This is a genomic window from Streptomyces sp. NPDC096339, from assembly GCF_044762985.1.
GTDB lineage: Bacteria > Actinomycetota > Actinomycetes > Streptomycetales > Streptomycetaceae > Streptomyces.
This window is the reverse complement of the sequence record NZ_JBIWFI010000050.1, coordinates 26,585-44,243: the sequence shown is the minus strand read 5'-3', so window position 1 is coordinate 44,243 and position 17,659 is coordinate 26,585. Positions and strand designations below refer to the sequence as shown.

Annotated in this window: 13 protein-coding genes; 2 read left to right on the top strand and 11 right to left on the bottom strand. The window is 72.8% G+C overall.

Annotated features, from left to right (window positions below; genetic code table 11):
• Positions 1-106 precede the first annotated feature (106 nt).
• From ACIQ5Y_RS37020 to ACIQ5Y_RS37010, 3 genes are all read right to left on the bottom strand, one after another.
• Positions 107-1,747: a beta-N-acetylhexosaminidase gene (locus ACIQ5Y_RS37020; RefSeq protein WP_403890981.1), complete on the bottom strand. Its 1,641-nt coding sequence runs from the start codon at positions 1,745-1,747 to the stop codon at positions 107-109.
• Between the two features lie 187 nt (positions 1,748-1,934).
• Positions 1,935-2,219 (bottom strand): DUF3039 domain-containing protein, encoded by a 285-nt coding sequence (locus ACIQ5Y_RS37015; protein WP_030010729.1) that lies wholly within the window; start codon positions 2,217-2,219, stop codon positions 1,935-1,937.
• A gap of 28 nt (positions 2,220-2,247) precedes the next feature.
• Positions 2,248-2,808, bottom strand: coding sequence for a YqgE/AlgH family protein (locus ACIQ5Y_RS37010; RefSeq protein WP_376660975.1), 561 nt, complete (start codon positions 2,806-2,808; stop codon positions 2,248-2,250).
• Between the two features lie 263 nt (positions 2,809-3,071).
• Here ACIQ5Y_RS37010 and murA point away from each other — a divergent pair, with 263 nt between their 5' ends.
• Positions 3,072-4,415, top strand: coding sequence for a UDP-N-acetylglucosamine 1-carboxyvinyltransferase (gene murA, locus ACIQ5Y_RS37005; RefSeq protein WP_030771691.1), 1,344 nt, complete (start codon positions 3,072-3,074; stop codon positions 4,413-4,415).
• A gap of 332 nt (positions 4,416-4,747) precedes the next feature.
• On the opposite strand, the gene ACIQ5Y_RS37000 is transcribed toward murA, so the two are convergent.
• The 8 genes from ACIQ5Y_RS37000 to ACIQ5Y_RS36965 form a co-directional block, all read right to left on the bottom strand.
• Complete coding sequence (locus ACIQ5Y_RS37000; protein ID WP_007264399.1) at positions 4,748-5,029, bottom strand: HU family DNA-binding protein; 282 nt, start codon at positions 5,027-5,029, stop codon at positions 4,748-4,750.
• Positions 5,030-5,430: 401 nt separating this feature from the next.
• A complete protein-coding gene (locus ACIQ5Y_RS36995; RefSeq protein WP_403890976.1) occupies positions 5,431-6,834 on the bottom strand; it encodes an NAD-dependent malic enzyme in 1,404 nt (467 codons plus the stop codon).
• A 564-nt stretch (positions 6,835-7,398) separates the two neighbouring features.
• Positions 7,399-9,720, bottom strand: coding sequence for a HelD family protein (locus ACIQ5Y_RS36990; RefSeq protein WP_403890973.1), 2,322 nt, complete (start codon positions 9,718-9,720; stop codon positions 7,399-7,401).
• A gap of 1,563 nt (positions 9,721-11,283) precedes the next feature.
• Positions 11,284-11,832: a CGNR zinc finger domain-containing protein gene (locus tag ACIQ5Y_RS36985; RefSeq protein ID WP_403890970.1), complete on the bottom strand. Its 549-nt coding sequence runs from the start codon at positions 11,830-11,832 to the stop codon at positions 11,284-11,286.
• A gap of 125 nt (positions 11,833-11,957) precedes the next feature.
• Complete coding sequence (locus ACIQ5Y_RS36980; protein ID WP_403891007.1) at positions 11,958-12,485, bottom strand: GNAT family N-acetyltransferase; 528 nt, start codon at positions 12,483-12,485, stop codon at positions 11,958-11,960.
• A 68-nt stretch (positions 12,486-12,553) separates the two neighbouring features.
• A complete protein-coding gene (locus ACIQ5Y_RS36975) occupies positions 12,554-13,702 on the bottom strand; it encodes a uroporphyrinogen-III synthase (RefSeq protein ID WP_403890967.1) in 1,149 nt (382 codons plus the stop codon).
• A 93-nt stretch (positions 13,703-13,795) separates the two neighbouring features.
• Entirely contained in the window at positions 13,796-15,166 is a 1,371-nt protein-coding gene (locus ACIQ5Y_RS36970) for a nitrate/nitrite transporter (protein ID WP_403890965.1), read from the bottom strand.
• A 97-nt stretch (positions 15,167-15,263) separates the two neighbouring features.
• Entirely contained in the window at positions 15,264-16,226 is a 963-nt protein-coding gene (locus tag ACIQ5Y_RS36965) for a LysR family transcriptional regulator (protein ID WP_403890961.1), read from the bottom strand.
• A gap of 87 nt (positions 16,227-16,313) precedes the next feature.
• Between ACIQ5Y_RS36965 and ACIQ5Y_RS36960 the strand changes: the two genes are divergently transcribed.
• On the top strand, positions 16,314-17,636 hold the full coding sequence (locus ACIQ5Y_RS36960) for an MFS transporter (protein ID WP_403890958.1): 1,323 nt from the start codon (positions 16,314-16,316) through the stop codon (positions 17,634-17,636).
• Positions 17,637-17,659: the final 23 nt, after the last annotated feature.

The window sequence follows — 17,659 nt, the reverse complement described above, 5'->3', positions numbered from 1 at the left end:
ACCAGACAGAGTTCCGATTCCCGGCGCCGGCGGCGGACCCACCGCCACACCCACCGCCACACCCACCGCCGCCGCCCCCGCCCCGCCGCCCGATGTCACACGATCGTCACGCGATCGGGGGCTCGCCCTCGATCGGACGCCCGAGCACCCCGGGCCGCCGCTGCCACGGCAACGGCCCGCCCGGCGGCCGGTAGTCGACGCCGAGCGCGTCCAGCCGCGCGTAGTGCGCCGTCGCCATCCGCCGCTCGAAGTCCGCGTAGTCCCGCTCGCCGGGCTCCGGCAGTCGGGACCACACCGCCTCCGCGAAGGCCGCCAGCCGGGGGAACGCCTGGTAGTCGACCCGGCTCTGGTTCTCCATCACCTCGGTCCACACGTTGGCCTGCGCGCCCAGCACCCGGGCGGCGGCCGCCTCGGACATCTTCGGCGGTACCGGGTCGAACCGGTACACGTCCTCCAATGAGCGGACGTACCCGATCGGCATCGGCTCGTCCCCGCCGGCCGCCTGACGGTGGTCCAGGTACACCTGCTGCTCGGGACACATCACCACGTCGTGTCCGGCCTCGGCGGCGGCGATCCCGCCCGCGTAGCCGCGCCACGAGGACACGGCCGCGCCGTCGGCGAGCCCGCCCTCCAGGATCTCGTCCCAGCCGATCAGCCGCCGGCCGCGCTCGGCGAGCCAGCCGTCGAAATGCCGGATGAACCAGGACTGCAGCCCGTCCTCCCCGTCCACCCCCAGCTCGCGGATCCGCTCCTGCGCGGCCGCCGAGGCCTTCCACTGCGCCTTGGGGCACTCGTCCCCGCCCACGTGCACGAAGGGCGAGACCTCCGCCGGGAAGAGCTCCAGCAGCTCCTCGAAGACGCCCTCGTAGAAGCGCAGCACGGCCTCGGTCGGCGCGAGCACGTTCTCGGCGATCCCCCAGTCGTCCCACACCCCCAGCGTCGAGGTGTCCACGACGTCGGTGTTGCCCAGCTCCGGGTACGCGGCGATCGCGGCCTGCGAATGCCCCGGCAGGTCGATCTCCGGAACCACCCGTACGTGCCGCTCGGCGGCGTACGCGACGATCTCGCGGATGTCGTCCTGGGTGTAGAAGCCGCCGTGCGGGGTCTCGTTCCACAACGGTGAGGCCCGGTGCCCCCACCGGCTGCGCGTCCGCCACGCGCCGACCTCGGTCAGCCTCGGGTGGCGCTTGATCTCGATCCGCCAACCCTGGTCGTCCGTCAGGTGCAGGTGCAGCACGTTGAGCTTGTGCGCGGCGATCAGGTCGATGTACCGCAGCACGCCCTCCTTGGGCATGAAGTGCCGGGCCACGTCGAGCATCAGCCCGCGCCACCCGAAGCGGGGGCTGTCGGCGATCCCGACGTGCGGCAGGCTCCACTCCCTCCCCGGCAGCGGCGCCTTGCGGTACGCGTCGGGCCCGAGCAGCTGACGCAGCGTCTGCGCCGCCCGGAACAGCCCCGGCGCCGCCCGGCCCGTCAGCTCCGCCCCGTCCGCGCCGATCTCGATGCGGTACGCCTCCGGCCCGAGGTCGCCCCATCCGTCGGGGTCGAGGCGCAGCCGCACGTCCGCCGCCGCCCCCGCCCCGGCGGCCGGCAGACCCCACCCGGTGGCCGCCCCCAGCTCCCGGCGCAGCCAGCGCGCCACGCCCTCCGCGCCGGGCCCGGCGTCGAGGACCGGCTCGGGCCCGAACGCGTACCGGCGCCCGCCCTCGTCGAAGACGGCAACCTGGGGTACGGGGATCAGGTCCATGCGGCGGCATCCCTTCGCGACAGCTCGTTGCACCCTGCGCAACACCTGTTCCACGGGGTGCTCGTCGGGCCGACCCTAGCCCTCCCCCGGGGCACGGCAAAGGCCCCCGGTCGCACCTGGGTGCGACCGGGGGCCCCGGTCCTGCTCGATCGTCCCGACCGGCCCGACCGGCCCGATCAGGGGCGGACTACTTGTCCTTGCCGCCCTTGTCCTTGTCCCCGCCGGGGCCCATGGACTCGTAGATCTCCTTGCACATGGGGCAGACCGGGTACTTCTTCGGGTCCCGGCCCGGCACCCAGACCTTGCCGCAGAGCGCGACGACGGGGGTGCCGTCGAGCGCGCTCGCCATGATCTTGTCCTTCTGGACGTAGTGGGCGAAGCGCTCGTGGTCGCCGTCGCCGTGGGACACCTGTGGCGTCGGTTCTACGAGGGTCCCCGTACCAGTCCCGCGCTCGGGCTCAAGAGTGCTCATAAAGCCAGGGTACCGATCCCCGCAGGGGTCAGTTGAGCGACGGGTCGTCCGGATAGGTGGCGACCATCGCGAGTTCGCTGCGCTGGCGGCGCAGCACCGCCCGCCAGAGCCGTTCGGGGTCCGGGAAGGACACGTCCCCGGGCTCCGACTCCACCACGTACCAGGCGCCGTCGCCCAGCTCGTCCTCCAGCTGGCCCGGGCCCCAGCCCGAGTAGCCGGCGAAGATCCGCAGCGAGCCCAGCGCCGAGGCGAGCAGCTCCGGCGGCGCCTCCAGGTCGACCAGACCTATGGCCCCGTGCACCCGGCGCCAGCCGAGCGGGCCCTCCTCACCGGGGATGACGGCCACTCCGAGCGCCGAGTCGAGCGCGACGGGCCCGCCCTGGAAGACCACGCCCGGATCACCCGCCAGCGGCGCCCAGGGCAGCAGTACGTCGCCGACGCCCACGGGCGTCGGCCGGTTGAGGACCACGCCGAGCGAGCCCTGCTCGTCGTGGTCGAGCAGGAGCACCACCGCGCGGTCGAAGTTCGGGTCCGCGAGGGCGGGGGTGGCCACGAGCAGCCGCCCTGTGAGGGAGGACACCTCGGTCATGCCGACATGATCCCGCACATTCGCCCGTAGCGGGGAGCCGAAGGCGAGATCGAATCGTACGCAGCTCAGGGCGCACGGCAGCAGCCGGGAGGGCGCGTGGGCGGCGCGGGCGGAACACAACACTCCGCCATGTGGTGGATACGGAGGGTGTTGTACCGAATTCATGACAGTCCTACGGCCACGTCACCCTTACGAACAAGGGGGTGGTGGCCCTTACCCTTGTCACTCGCCCCCCGCCCACTCCTCTCCGGAACGCGAGATTCATGACCGGCATCAGTGACGATGTACTGCTTGTCCACGGCGGCACCCCGCTCGAGGGCGAGATCCGAGTCCGCGGGGCGAAGAACCTCGTGCCCAAGGCCATGGTCGCCGCGCTGCTCGGCAGTGAACCCAGCCGGCTGCGCAACGTTCCCGACATCCGTGACGTCCGGGTCGTCCGCGGGCTGCTCCAGCTGCACGGGGTGACGGTCCGTCCCGGCGAGGAGCCGGGCGAGCTGGTGCTCGACCCGACCCACGTCGAGAGCGCGAACGTCGCCGACATCGACGCCCACGCGGGCTCGTCGCGCATCCCGATCCTGTTCTGCGGCCCGCTGCTGCACCGCCTCGGCCACGCCTTCATCCCGGGCCTGGGCGGCTGCGACATCGGCGGCCGGCCTATCGACTTCCACTTCGACGTGCTCCGCCAGTTCGGCGCGACCATCGAGAAGCGCGAGGGCGGCCAGTACCTGGAGGCCCCGCAGCGGCTGCGCGGCTGCAAGATCCGCCTGCCCTACCCCTCGGTCGGCTCGACCGAGCAGGTGCTGCTGACGGCCGTCCTGGCCGAGGGCGTCACCGAGCTCAGCAACGCCGCCGTGGAGCCGGAGATCGAGGACCTCATCTGCGTACTGCAGAAGATGGGCGCGATCATCTCCATGGACACCGACCGGACCATCCGGATCACCGGTGTGGAGCGTCTCGGCGGCTACAACCACAAGGCGCTCCCGGACCGCCTGGAGGCCGCCTCCTGGGCTTCCGCGGCCCTGGCCACCGGCGGCAACATCTACGTGCGCGGCGCCCAGCAGCGCTCGATGATGACCTTCCTGAACACGTACCGGAAGGTCGGCGGCGCCTTCGAGATCGACGACGACGGCATCCGCTTCTGGCACCCGGGCGGCCCGCTCAACGCGATCGCGCTGGAGACCGACGTCCACCCCGGCTTCCAGACCGACTGGCAGCAGCCGCTGGTCGTGGCCCTGACGCAGGCCTCCGGCCTCTCGATCGTCCACGAGACGGTCTACGAGTCCCGGCTCGGCTTCACCTCGGCGCTCAACCAGATGGGTGCTCACATCCAGCTGTACCGCGAGTGCCTGGGCGGCAGCGCCTGCCGGTTCGGGCAGCGCAACTTCCTGCACTCGGCGGTCGTCTCCGGCCCCACGAAGCTGCAGGGCGCCGACCTGGTCATCCCCGACCTGCGCGGCGGCTTCTCGTACCTGATCGCGGCGCTGGCGGCCGAGGGCACCTCGCGCGTCCACGGCATCGACCTGATCAACCGCGGCTACGAGAACTTCATGGAGAAGCTCGTCGAGCTCGGCGCGAAGGTCGAACTCCCGGGCGGCGACCTGGTCTGACCCGTACGGCCCAGCCGGTACGGACACGAAAGCCCCCCGGGCCCCGCAAGGGACCCGGGGGGCTTTCCCGTGCCCGGCACGGGGCCTGACGGCCCCTCACCGGTGCCGGGCCGCGGGAGGCGGCGGGAAGCGCGCGGTAGGGCCGGGAAGGGGACGGACGGAAGGGGAAGGGCCCGGAAGGGCCTGGAAGGGCGCGTGAGGGCGCGTGAGGGCGCGTGGGGGCCCCTGGGAAGGCCGAAGGGCGGCCGCCCCCGCTCGGGGGCGGCCGCCCTGGCCGTTCTGCGTACCACTGCCGTCCCGAGGGCCTGTGCGGACCTCGGCACAAGGGCGTACTACTTGCCCTTGGCGGCTTCCTTGAGCTTGGAGCCCGCGGAGACCTTCACGCTGTAGCCGGCCGGGATCTGGATGGGGTCGCCGGTCTGCGGGTTGCGCGCGGTGCGAGCGGCACGGTGGGTGCGCTCGAAGGTCAGGAAGCCGGGGATGGTGACCTTCTCGTCGCCCTTGGCGACAATCTCGCCGACGGTCTCGGCGAGCGCGGCCAGAACGGCGTCGGCGTCCTTGCGGGTCACCTCGGCGCGCTCGGACAGAGCGGCCACCAGCTCACTGCGGTTCATGTTGTACTCCCGTGTTCAACTTGCCTTAGAGGCGTGAGATCGAAGCCGATGCTGCCAGGGCCCTAGGACAGTCCCCGGACCCGGGTCTGAACGTCAGACCCTCTCGCCCGGTTACGCATCCTGCCCCCACCAGCGGCGGGAAAGCCAATCCGGCACCCGCCGGGGTCACACGAAAAGCGCCACAGTCACGCCTCGGTGACGCTCCGTCCACACCCTTGCGCACAGGCGGACGCGGACGGCGGAACCCGCGGGCATCCCCGCAACCCTAGAGGCGGCCCGCCGGGCCCGCATCTCGCGACGCGCCGGGAACGGCGGGCCGTGAGGGCCGTCACAGACGGCCCTCACGGGCCTCACCGCCCTCACGGTCCTTCGGCGGGATCGGCTCGACCCGCCCGGCGTGCTCAGGCGTTCGTGGCGGCCTTGCGGACGGCGCCCGCGACCGCGCCGGCGACCTTGTCGTTGAAGACCGACGGGATGATGTAGTTCGCGTTCAGCTCGTCCTGGCCGACGACGTCGGCGAGGGCGGTCGCGGCGGCCAGCATCATGTCGGTGTTGACCGTCCGGGACTGGGCGTCGAGCAGACCGCGGAAGACACCCGGGAAGACCAGCACGTTGTTGATCTGGTTCGGGAAGTCGGAGCGGCCGGTGGCGACGACGGCGGCGGTCTGGCGGGCGACCGCCGGGTCCACCTCCGGGTCCGGGTTCGCGAGCGCGAACACGATCGCGCCTTCCGCCATGGCGGCGACGTCCTCGCCGGAGAGCACGTTGGGGGCCGAGACGCCGATGAACACGTCGGCGCCGACCACGGCCTCCTTCAGGGTGCCCGTGTAGCCCTCGGGGTTGGTGTTGTCGGCGATCCAGCGCAGCGGGGAGTCGGTGGCCGCGTCGACGAGGTCGGGGCGGCCCGCGTGCACGACGCCGTGGATGTCGGCGCTGACGGCGTTCTTGACGCCCGCCGCGAGGAGCAGCTTGAGGATGGCCGTACCGGCCGCGCCGGCGCCGGACATGACGACCTTGATGTCGCCAACTGCCTTGCCCACCACGCGAAGTGCGTTCGTCAGGGCGGCGAGGACCACGATGGCGGTGCCGTGCTGGTCGTCGTGGAAGACGGGGATGTCCAGGGCCTCGCGCAGCCGGGCCTCGATCTCGAAGCAGCGCGGCGCGGAGATGTCCTCCAGGTTGATGCCGGCGAAGCCCGGGGCGATGGCCTTGACGATGGCGACGATCTCGTCGGCGTCCTGCGTGTCGAGGCAGATCGGCCAGGCGTCGATGCCCGCGAAGCGCTTGAAGAGGGCGGCCTTGCCCTCCATCACGGGCAGCGCGGCCATCGGGCCGATGTTGCCCAGGCCCAGCACGGCGGAGCCGTCCGTCACGACTGCGACGGAGTTGCGCTTGATGGTGAGGCGGCGCGCGTCCTCGGGGTTCTCGGCGATGGCCGTGCACACGCGGGCCACGCCCGGGGTGTAGATCATCGAGAGGTCGTCACGGTTGCGGATGGGGTGCTTGGACGACATCTCGATCTTGCCGCCGAGGTGCATCAGGAAGGTTCGGTCGGAGACCTTGCCGAGGCTGACGCCCTCGATCCCGCGGAGCTTCTCGACGATCTCGTCGGCGTGCGCGGTGGAGGTGGCGGCGATGGTGACGTCGATCCGGAGCTTCTCGTGGCCGGAGGCGGTCACGTCGAGGCCGGTGACCGAACCACCGGAGGACTCCACGGCGGTGGTGAGCTGGGAGACCGCGGTTCCGCTCGCGGGCACTTCCAGGCGGACCGTCATCGAATACGAGACGCTGGGCGCCGTTGCCATGGCCGTGTTTCCTCTTCTGTCCCTGGTTCGCTGTACACACAGGGTCCCGCGCTGCACCGGCCGATGCACTGACAGGTGCGGCAGGACCTGTTGTCCGATCGTCCCACCTACCAGCCGGTACAAGGTAACCAGCTACAAACTTCGGAAAGACACTTCCACCATACGAGATAACAGATGGGGTTTGGAATGGGGGGTCCATACAAAACAGGTCCGCGCCCTCCACTCGTGGAGGGCGCGGACCTGGTGATTCATACGTCTGTGACACCGACCCGCCATGCTCGCCTCGCGGCAAGTGGTCGCTCTAAGCGACGAAGGTTGGGCCCGGGGGCTTGGATCGAGTCGGTGCCGTACCCAGGCTAACAAAGGATCGCCCGATGTCATCCCCGGTGCGGAAGTCGGTTCAAAAGCACCACGCTCCTGGCCGCGGCCCATACGGCCCTACGAACCGGGCCGGCACCTCCAGGCCGCCCGGCCCGCACATACAGGCCCACGCCGGCCACATCCAGCCCCGCCGGCGATTGAGGCGCGGGGTCCGGGGCGGAGCCCCGGGGGGCCGCCAGGCCCCTAGCCCCGCTCCGAGCCCCGCAGGAGCGCCGGCACCCCGTCCGCGTCCGGCTCGTCCCGGTCCGCCGCCGAGACCACCGTCAGCTGCTGCGTCGCGCGCGTCAGCGCCACGTACAGCACCCGCAGGCCCGCCGGGGACTCGTCCGCGATCTCCGCCGGGGAAACGACCACCGTGGCGTCGTACTCCAGGCCCTTGGCCTCCAGGCTGCCCAGCGCCACCGCCCGCTCGCCGAGATCCGCGAGCCAGCCCGCGGCCTCCGCGCGCCGGTCCATCGCCACGACCACGCCGACGGTGCCGTCCACCTGCTCCAGGAGCCTGCGCGTCTCCTCCCGGACCACGGAGCCCAGATCGCCGTCCGCGGCCGTGAAACGGGGTTCCAGGCCCGTGGAACGCACCGCCGACGGCGGCTCCATCCCCGGCATCGCCAGCCGCAGCACCCGCGCCGCGACCTCGGCGACCTCCGCCGGGTTGCGGTAGTTGACCGTCAGCGTGAACCGCCGGCGCGGCCGGCTGCCCAGGGCCTCGTCGCGGGCCGCCGCCGCCTCGTCCGGGTCGGTCCACGAGGACTGCGCCGGGTCGCCCACGACCGTCCACGTGCCGGTACGGCCCCGCCGGCCCACCATCCGCCACTGCATCGGCGTCAGGTCCTGGGCCTCGTCGACGATGACGTGCGCGTACTCGGTGCGCTCCGCCGCGAGCCGCTCGGCCCGCTCCCACTGGGTCTCCTCGCGGGTCGGCATCAGCTCCTCCAGCCCGCTGAGCTGGTCGAGGGGATCCATCTCCCGCTTGCGCTTGGGCCGGGCCGGGGCGCCCAGCAGCTGCTGGAGCTCGTCGAGCAGCGCCACGTCGTGCACCGACAGCGGGCCCTTGCCGTCCGGGCCGACGCGGCGCAGCGAGCGGGCGAGCCGGCGGACCTCGCGGGGGTTGAGGTCCCGGCGCGACCAGCGGCCGAGCCGCCGCTCGTCGGCCATCGCGGCGAGGACGCCGCGCGGGGTCAGCTCCGGCCACCACGCGTTCAGGAAGTCGATGAACACGTCCTCCGTCGAGATGTCCTCGTCGAAGGCGGACCGCAGCTCGGCGGCCAGCTCCGGGTCGCTGTGCCGGCTCGCGCCGCCGGTCTTCGCGTACAGCGCGTCGAGCAGCAGCTTGCGGGCGCGCGGGCGCAGCAGGTTCACGGGCGCGCTGCCGCCGAGGACGTTCTGCCGGATCCGGTTCAGCTCGTCGGCCTCCAGCTCCTGGCGCCGCCCGAAGGCCACCACGCGCAGCCGCTCCGGCGCCTGACCCAGCTCCAGGGTTCCCCGTACGGCCTTGCGCAGCACCTTGAGCATGCGCGAGGAGCCCTTGATGCGGGCCACGGCCGGATCGTCGTACGTGCTCGCCTCCGCGCCGTCGACGAGCGAGCCGAGTGCGCGGATGGCGACCTGGCCCTCCTCGCCGAGCGAGGGCAGGACGCCCTCGGTGTACGCGACGAGCAGCGGGGTCGGCGAGACGATCAGGATGCCGCCGGAGTAGCGGCGGCGGTCCTGGTAGAGCAGGTAGGCGGCGCGGTGCAGGGCGACGGCCGTCTTGCCGGTGCCCGGCCCGCCCGCGACCTCGGCGACCGAGGCGGCGGGGGCGCGGATGACCAGGTCCTGCTCGGCCTGGATGGAGGAGACGATGTCCCGCATGGAGTGCGTACGGGCCCGTCCGAGCGCGGCCATCAGCGCGCCGTCGCCGATCGCGGGCAGCTCGCTGCCGTCGAGGAAGGCGGTGAGCTCCGGGCGCATCAGGTCGTCCTCGACGCCCAGCACCTTGCGGCCCTTGGACCGGATCACGCGCCGCCGTACGACGCGTCCCGGGTCCTTCGGGGTGGAGCGGTAGAACGGCGCGGCTGCCGGCGCCCGCCAGTCGATGACCAGGGGCGAGTAGTCGGAGTCCAGGACCCCGATCCGGCCGATGTGCAGGGTCTCGGCGATCTCGGCGGTCAGGTCCTCGCGGATCGCGTCGTCGGCGGGCTCGATGGAGGTGTACGCGCCGTCCGGGCCGCGCTCCCCGTCCTTGCCGAGGACCAGGTCGATCCGCCCGAAGAGGAAGTCCTCGAACTCGTTGTTCAGCCGGTTCAGGTGGATACCGGCCCGGAAGACCTGCGCGTCCCGCTCGGCCAGTGCGCCGGGAGTGCCGACCTGGCCGCGCTTGGCGGCGTCGTTCATGAGGAACTCGGCCTCGTGGATCTTCTCCTCGAGGCGCCGGTACACCTGGTCGAGATGCGTCTGCTCGACCGCGATCTCCCGATCGCGGACGGAATCCGCCGTGTTGTCGACAGCGGCATTCTGCGCGGCCACCAAGGCCCCCTTCTGACGTGCATGGGCGACCGTCAACCGTACGCGAACCGGCCCCCTGTCCGCACGCCGGATCCGGTACGGGTCGGGCGGGGGCGTACGGGTCCACGCGCGAGCCCGCCTTCTCTCCCCCCTCGACCCCCGCCCCGGGTCGGCGGCTGCCCACCCGCCCCCTCGGGTGCGGGTGGGGTGTGGGCGGGCGTCCTGGCGGGAGGGGGCTTCGACCGTTCGGGCCACGCTCGCGGGGTGGCGTTCACGCATCGGGGCCTGACGGCGGGGGCGGGGGTGGGGCAAGGCGGTGCCTCGGCCGGTCGGCCGCGAGAAGGGTTGGGGGTTTCCCGTCAGTCCCATCGTCTTTCCGCGTCGGGCCGGCCTGTCAAGGGCGCTCCCTTCGGTCGCGTCGCTGCGCGACGGCCTTCGGCCGCCCTTGACAGACCGTCCCGCCACGGAAAGACAAGGACTGCCGGGAACCCCCCAAAGGAACGGGCCGGGCCAGAGATTCCAACACGGGCCAACCGGAATGCCCGACCCGGCGACCACCCTCCCCCAAAGGTCGACCACAAGAGCCCCGGCAGGGGGATGGGCGCGTCAAATCGCTACGCGCTCCTCACGTCTCGGCGTCTGCGACCCGTCCGGGGCTGGTCACGCACCGGATCGCTGCGCGCTTCTCCCTGACGGCGTCCACGGCCTCTTCGGGCTGGTCATAAGCCGCCAACGATCGCTACGCGCTTCTCGACGACCGCGACTGACCCCCGTCCGGGGCTGATACTCGCTGTGACCCGAAGGCAGCCCTAAATGGCCGCCGTCCGGCTCCTGCTCTCCTCTCGACAGCCGTCGGACGCCGTCACGGAGGACGATTCAAGGGTGTAGGCGGCTTATGTCCAGCCCACGGCAGCTGTCGGACGCCGTCAAAGAGGAGCGCGTAGCGATCTGGGGCGAGACCAGCCCCAGACGGTCGTCAGACGCCGTCGTCGAGGAGCGCGTAGCGATTTGTGGCGCCCTTCCTCCCGCTCAGGCTCTTGTGGTGGGGGTTTCGGGGGGTGTGGCCGTCTGCCCGGCCTGGCCGGTGCTCTGGAGGGGCCGAGGAGGGGTGAGTCCTCGACCGGGTCGGGCATTCCGGTTGGCCCGTGTTGGAATCTCTGGCCCGGCCCGTTCCTTTGGGGGGTTCCCGGCAGTCCTTGTCTTTCCGTGGCGGGACGGTCTGTCAAGGGCGGCCGAAGGCCGTCGCGCAGCGACGCGACGACGAAGGAGGAGCGCCCTTGACAGGCCGGCCCGACGCGGAAGGACGATGGGACTGACGGGAAACCCCCAACCCCTTTCACCTCCGACCGACCGGGGCACCGCCACCACACGTCCCGGCCGACTGTTCCCCTCCGCCCCGCCCAGGCTCCCCGCCACCACCGTCCCGAAGGGTTCAGCCCCCGGCGGGCTGAAACGGCGTACCGATCCCCACCCGCACCCGGGGGCGGGTGGGCAGCCACCGACTGGCCCAGCGGGGTCGAGGGGGAGATGGGCGGCCCGCATCGTGGCGAAGCCCGTCGCGAAGCCCGTCGCGAAGCCTCCGCCCTACCCCCCGCCCGCAGCCATCGCCCGGCGCCGGTGCCGGGCCACGCGTTCGCGGTTGCCGCACAGTTCGCTCGAGCACCAGCGGCGGCGGTGGCCGCGGGAGGTGTCGAGGTAGACCCGGGCGCAGCCGTCGCCCGCGCAGGCCCGCAGGAGTGCGAGGTCGCCGGGGTCGGTCAGCAGTTCCACGGCGTCGCGGGCGACCGCCGCGAGCAGCGCCCCGCATTCCACTCCGCCGCACAACTCCCGTACGAGGTGCCCGTCCTGGTCCCGTACGGCGCACAGCCCGGGGGGTGGTCCCGCGGCCAGGGCGTTGACCCGGGCGAGGGCTGCCTCTGTCGGTTCGGTGCCGTCGAGTTCGGCCCGTACGAGTGCCTCCACGTCCCGGCGCAGGGCCTGGAAGGCCGCCACCCAGTCGGGGCCGACGCGGGCGAGTGGCGTCCTGTCGGGCACCAGCCCGGCCCCGGCGAGCCATGTCCGCAGCCCGTCGCCGTCCCGGATGCAGTCAGTGGCCAGCAGGTCCAGGCAGACCCGCCCTGAGTCGAACCGCATGCACGTCACCGCCTCGCGTCGTGGGGCGTCCCACCAGATTGCCGCCCCGCGCGTGCATGCGGAAGCCCCCGAACCGGTCCGTCGCGCGTGCGCAGCCGCTGCGTGCGCCCCCGGTCGGAGCCCCGCTACGCTCCCGGCGGGTCGTCGTGCAGCAGTCGCTGGAAGAGGCGGTGGTCGCGCCAGACCCCGTTGACGTGGAGGTAGCCCGGGGCGAGGCCGTACTCCTCGAAGCCCGCCTTCTGCAGGACCCGCTGCGAGGCCGTGTTGTCGACCAGCGTTCCGGCCTCCACCCGGTGCAGCCCGACCTCCTCACGGGCGACCCGGAGGACCTCCGCCAGGGCGGCCGACGCCAGCCCCTTCCCGTGCCAGGCGGTGTCGACCCAGTAGCCGACCCCGCCGCTGCACAGCGGTCCCAGCACGATGGACCCCAGGTTGATCGCGCCGACGACCGCACCGGCGGCCGTGTCGACGAGCACCCAGGGGACCAGCCGGCCCCCGTCCCGGTCGTCGAGCATGCCCTCGATGCGGTCCCGCTGCCCGGCCTCCGTGAAGTAGACGTCGGGCCTGATCGGTTCGTACGCCTGCATGTACGCCCGGTTGCGCGCGAACGCCTCGGCCAGCGCGGCGGCGTCGCCGAGCTCCAGGCCCCTCATCTCAACCCCGTTGAAGATCACCCGGGCACGCTAACGGACCCCGGGCGACCGGAACACCCCCACGGCCGCTAACCCACGCGCTCCTCCCCGTACTTGACCTCCCCGCCCGCGTCCAACGACAGCCGGTACCCCCGCTTGACCACCGTCTGGATCAGCTTCGGTGCCCCCAGCGCCACCCGCAGCCGGGCCATCGCGGTCTCCACGGCGTGTTCGTCGCGGCCCGCCCCCGGCAGCGCCCGCAGCAGGTCCGCGCGGGACACCACCCACCCCGGCCGCCGTGCGAGCATCCGCAGCAGTGCCATCCCGGCCGGCGGTACGGGTCGCAGCTCCGCGTCGACCAGCACGGCGTGCCCGCGGATCTCCACCCGGTGCCCGGCCACCGGCAGGACCTTCGCGCGGCCCGGCAGCTCCTGGCACAGCAGCTGGACGAGCGGGCCGAGGCGGAAGCGTTCCGGCTGCACGGTGTCGACCCCGGCGGCCTGGAGCGGCAGTGCGGTCACCGGGCCCACGCACGCGGACACCACTCCGCCCCGCAGCGCCCGCAGCAGGGTTTCCCGTACGCCCCGCTCCTCGGCCCGGGACAGCAGGGAGGCCGCGGCCGGGGCGGAGGTGAAGCTGACCGCGTCGACCGCGCCGCCGATCACCGCGTCGAGCAGCCGGTCCAGCGGTGCCAGGTCCTCCGGCGCCATCCACCGGTATACGGGGACCACCACCACCTCGGCCCCGCCCGCCCGCAGCGCCTCGACGAAGCCGGGCAGCGGTTCGCCGTGCAGCTGGAGCGCGATGCGCCGGCCGGCGACCCCGGCCGACAGCAGGCGTTCCAGTACCTCGGCGAGTGATTCGGAGTCCGGGGACCAGGTCTCCACGAGCCCGGCGGCGCGGATGGCGCCCTTCACCTTCGGTCCGCGCGCGAGCAGTTCGGCGGCTCGCAGCCGCTCCAGCAGTTCCTCGCCGATCCCCCACCCGTCGGCGGCCTCGATCCAGCCGCGGAAGCCGATGGCGGTGGTGGCGACCACGACGTCCGGTGCGCAGCCGATGAGTTCCTTCGTGGAGGCGAGCAGTTCGCTGTCGTCGGCCAGCGGCACGATCCGCAGCGCCGGCGCGTGCACGACGGCGGCCCCGCGGCGGCGCAGCAGGGCGATGAGTTCGTCCGCCCGCCGGGCGGCGGTGACGCCGACGGTGAAGCCCGCGAGCGGGCCGGTCTTGGTGTCGTCCATCGTGACCTGCCTCGTGACACGTGGGGGCGGTGCGGGTGAACCGAGCCTGCCAAGGTGGCGTGTCAGGCTCGGTTCACCCGTATTTCACCCCGGTTACACCGACGTGAGCTGCGGCTTCGCCTCGACCCCGGCCGCCGGGAGCACCGCGGGCGCCGGCCGGCGAAGGTATACCGCCCAGGTCACCGCGCAGCACGCGGCGTAGAAGCCGAGGAAGGTGACGAAGGCCGCCGTGCCCGATCCGGAGCTGAGGAAGGCCTCGCGGAAGACCAGGTTGATGCCGAGCCCGCCCAGTGCGCCGACGGCTCCGATCAGCCCCATGGAGGCCCCGGAGAGCCGTCGCCCGTAGGCGGCCGCGGCCTCGCCGCTCATGCCCCGCGCCAGGGCCTTGGCCTGGAAGATGCCGGGGATCATCTTGTACGTGGAGCCGTTGCCGAGGCCGCTGAGTACGAACAGCGCCACGAACCCGACGAGGAAGACGGGGAGCGAGTGCCGCTGCGAGGCGAACACGACGACGCCGGTCGCCGCCGCCATCGCCACGAACGTCCCCAGGGTGATCCGGGCCCCGCCGAAGCGGTCCGCGAGCGCGCCGCCCACGGGCCGGATCAGCGAGCCGAGCAGCGGTCCGATGAAGGTCAGCGAGGCGGCCTGGAGCGGGGTGCGGCCGAACTGGGTCTGCAGGACGAGCCCGAAGGCGAAGCTGTATCCGATGAAGGACCCGAAGGTGCCGATGTAGAGGAAGGACATGATCCAGGTGTGCGGGTCCTTGACCGCCTCGCGGACCGCGCCGGTGTCGTTGCTCACGGGCGCCAGGTTGTCCATGCGTGCGTACGCCAGGGCCGCCGCGATCACGATCAGCGGGACGTAGGCGCCGAGCAGGATCCGCGGGTGCGTGGCCCCTGCGGTGGCGATGACCAGCAGTCCGGCGAGCTGGACCACGGGCACGCCGATGTTGCCGCCGCCGGCGTTCAGGCCGAGCGCCCAGCCCTTCTTGCGCAGCGGGAAGAAGGCGTTGATGTTCGTCATCGAGGAGGCGAAGTTGCCGCCGCCGACGCCGGTGAGGGCGGCGACGAGGAGGAAGGTGCCGTAGGAGGTGCCGGGCTCCATGACCACCAGCGCGGCCACGGTCGGGGCGAGCAGCAGCAGGGCGCTGAAGACGGTCCAGTTCCGGCCGCCGAAGCGGGCGACGGCGAAGGTGTACGGCACCCGGACGAACGCGCCCACGAAGGTGGCTGTGGCGATCAGGAAGAACTTCCCGGCCGGGTCGATCCCGTACTTGGGGCTCATGAAGAGGACCATCACGGACCAGAGCGACCAGATGGAGAACCCGATGTGCTCGGAGAACACGGAGTAGACCAGGTTGCGGCGGGCGGTCCGCTCTCCGGTCTCCTTCCAGAAGTTCTCGTCCTCGGGATCCCACCGCTCGATCCAGCGGCCCCCCTTGCGCGGTGCGGTCGTACCGGTCATCACACGCCTCCACAGCTGTCGCGTCCGTGGTGACGACCGTAGGAACGGCGCGTTTCGGCCCCGGTCCCCGCCGGATGACCGCCGGGAAACCTTGCTCTCACCCGCCGCCGGGGCGGGGTGTGAGTCCCTGGGGGAGCCAGGTGCCGGGCGCCGGATCCAGCCATCCGTGGTCGGCCGCGAGTCCCGCGGCCGTGGCGCGCAGGGCGTCCAGCCCGGGATGGGTCAGGCCCCTGCGCCACACCATGGACAGCGGGGACAGCGGTACCGGGTCGGTCAGCGGCCGCTTCGCGCAGCCCGGCATGTCGAGGAAGTCCACGGTCACCAGCACCGGGTTTCGGGTCTTGGCCATGACCCGGCGGAACTCCTCCTTGCCCATCGCGACCGGTGCGGGCGGCGCGAGTTCGATGCCCCGTCCGGCGAACAGTTCGCGCGCCAGCCCCGTCCACTCGGCGGTCCGCGGGTTCCCGGCGCCCGCGTACACGGTCTCCCCGGCCAGCGCGTCCAGCGGTACGGCTTCCCGCGCGGCCAGCGGGTGCCCGTCGGGCAGCAGCACGGCGAGCGGCTCGTACCGTACGGGCATCACGGCGAGCCCCGCGCGCAGCGCCGGGTCGAGTCCGTCCGCGTACCCGAAGGCCACGTCGAGGCGGCCCGCGGCGAGCTCTCCGGCGGCGTAGGTGAGCCCGCTCTCGAAGCGGGCCATCAGCTCGCAGTCCGGGGCGAGTTCGCGGGCCCGCTCCAGCACGGTCCTGGGGGTGCAGGGTCCGTCGGTGTTGAGGTCGACGAGGAGGGCGCGGGGGGCGGCGAAGGCGGCGGCCAGTTCCTCGTGCGCGGCGAGGACCCGCCGGGCCGGGGCCAGCAGCCGCTCCCCGTCGGGGGTCAGCTCGACGGCGCGGGTGGTCCGTACGAACAGGGTGGCTCCCAGGGTCCGTTCGAGCCGGCGCACGTCCCGGCTCAGGGCCTGCTGGGCGACGTAGAGGCGGGCGGCGGCGCGGGTGAAGTGCAGTTCCTCGGCGACGGCGACGAACCCGCGCAGCAGGCGGGGTTCCACATCACGGGGCATCACCCCCGGAGACTAACAACATGATGATGTGAATGGGTCCCGAACAGGTGTTGGACCGCGGGGGCCGCCCGGCGCGAGGCTCTTCCCATGCCCGCCACCACCGCCACTGCCGGCTCCTCCGCCACCGCCGCAGCTCCCACTGCCGCCGCCCGCTCCCCCCGTATGACCGTCACCGGCACGACCCTCGTCATCACCACCCCGGCCGCGGCCCCGGCCCGGCGCCGGCCGCGCGGGCCGTACGGCCGGCTCTTCGCCCTCCCGGGCACCCGCGCCTTCACCGCCGGGAACCTCATCGCGCGGCTTCCCATGGGCATGTTCGGGGTCAGCGCGGTCATGATGATCGCGGGCCAGCGCGGCTCGTACGCCCTCGCGGGCGCGGTCACCGCGACCGGCCTGGCCGCGACCGCGCTGGTCGCGCCGTGGACAGCCCGGCTCGTCGACCGCCACGGGCAGGCCCGGATCGCCCTCCCCGCGACGCTGATCGCGGTGCTCGGCTCGCTCTCCCTGATCGTGTGCGTCCGTACCGGCGCCCCCGCCTGGACCCTCTTCGCCTCCTACGCCGCGACCGCGACCACCCCCAACATCGGCGGGCTGTCCCGCGCCCGCTGGACGCACCTGCTGCGCGGCTCCCCCGCCGCCCACCACACGGCGATGTCCTTCGAACAGGCCGCCGACGAGCTCTCCTTCATGCTCGGCCCGGTCCTGGCGGCCCTGCTCTGCACCTCCGTCTTCCCCGAGGCGGGCACCCTCACCGGGGCGGCCCTGCTCCTCACCGGCATGCTGGTCTTCGTCTCCCAGCGCTCCACGGAGCCCCCGGTGGCGGCAGCGCCCCGGCTCGGCTCCCCGCTGCGCGCCCTGGCCCCGCTGCTGCTCCTCTTCGTGAGCCTCGGCGTGGTCTTCGGCTCGATGGAGGTCTCCTCCATCGCCCACCTCGAACAGCGGGGGCTGGGCGCGGCCTCCGGCCTGGTACTGGCCTTGCAGGCGGCGGGTTCCTGCGCCGCCGGCCTGCTCTACGGCACCCTGCGCCCGCGCTCGCTGCGGGCCTGCGTGTCGGTGTTGGCCACGCTGATGACCCTGCCGTGGGCCGCGGCGAACAGCGGATCCCTGGCCGCTCTTTGCGCCGCCCTGCTCCTGGCCGGGATGGCGACGGCCCCGACGATGGTCACCGCGATGTCCCGGGTCCACGCGCTCACGCCGGAGGGCCGGCTGAACGAGGGCATGACCCTCGCGGTCACCGCCATCTTCGCCGGGATCGCGGTCGGTTCGGCCTGTGCGGGTCTGACGGTCGACCACGCCGGTCCGGTGACGGCGTACCTGCTGCCCGCGGCGGCCGCGGCGACGGCGCTGGGCGCCGCGGCGAAAGGGCAGGCGGAAGGGCGGGCGAAGGGGCGGGCGAAGAATCATATTTGATCCGGCGGCCGGGTGATCGTGCC

Coding starts and splice junctions, on each gene's coding strand:
- ACIQ5Y_RS37020 (WP_403890981.1), bottom strand. CDS start 1,747: ATGGACCTGATCCCCGTACCCCAGGTTGCCGTCTTCGACGAGGGCGGG.
- ACIQ5Y_RS37015 (WP_030010729.1), bottom strand. CDS start 2,219: ATGAGCACTCTTGAGCCCGAGCGCGGGACTGGTACGGGGACCCTCGTA.
- ACIQ5Y_RS37010 (WP_376660975.1), bottom strand. CDS start 2,808: ATGACCGAGGTGTCCTCCCTCACAGGGCGGCTGCTCGTGGCCACCCCC.
- murA (WP_030771691.1), top strand. CDS start 3,072: ATGACCGGCATCAGTGACGATGTACTGCTTGTCCACGGCGGCACCCCG.
- ACIQ5Y_RS37000 (WP_007264399.1), bottom strand. CDS start 5,029: ATGAACCGCAGTGAGCTGGTGGCCGCTCTGTCCGAGCGCGCCGAGGTG.
- ACIQ5Y_RS36995 (WP_403890976.1), bottom strand. CDS start 6,834: ATGGCAACGGCGCCCAGCGTCTCGTATTCGATGACGGTCCGCCTGGAA.
- ACIQ5Y_RS36985 (WP_403890970.1), bottom strand. CDS start 11,832: ATGCGGTTCGACTCAGGGCGGGTCTGCCTGGACCTGCTGGCCACTGAC.
- ACIQ5Y_RS36980 (WP_403891007.1), bottom strand. CDS start 12,485: ATGAGGGGCCTGGAGCTCGGCGACGCCGCCGCGCTGGCCGAGGCGTTC.
- ACIQ5Y_RS36975 (WP_403890967.1), bottom strand. CDS start 13,702: ATGGACGACACCAAGACCGGCCCGCTCGCGGGCTTCACCGTCGGCGTC.
- ACIQ5Y_RS36970 (WP_403890965.1), bottom strand. CDS start 15,166: ATGACCGGTACGACCGCACCGCGCAAGGGGGGCCGCTGGATCGAGCGG.
- ACIQ5Y_RS36965 (WP_403890961.1), bottom strand. CDS start 16,226: ATGCCCCGTGATGTGGAACCCCGCCTGCTGCGCGGGTTCGTCGCCGTC.
- ACIQ5Y_RS36960 (WP_403890958.1), top strand. CDS start 16,314: ATGCCCGCCACCACCGCCACTGCCGGCTCCTCCGCCACCGCCGCAGCT.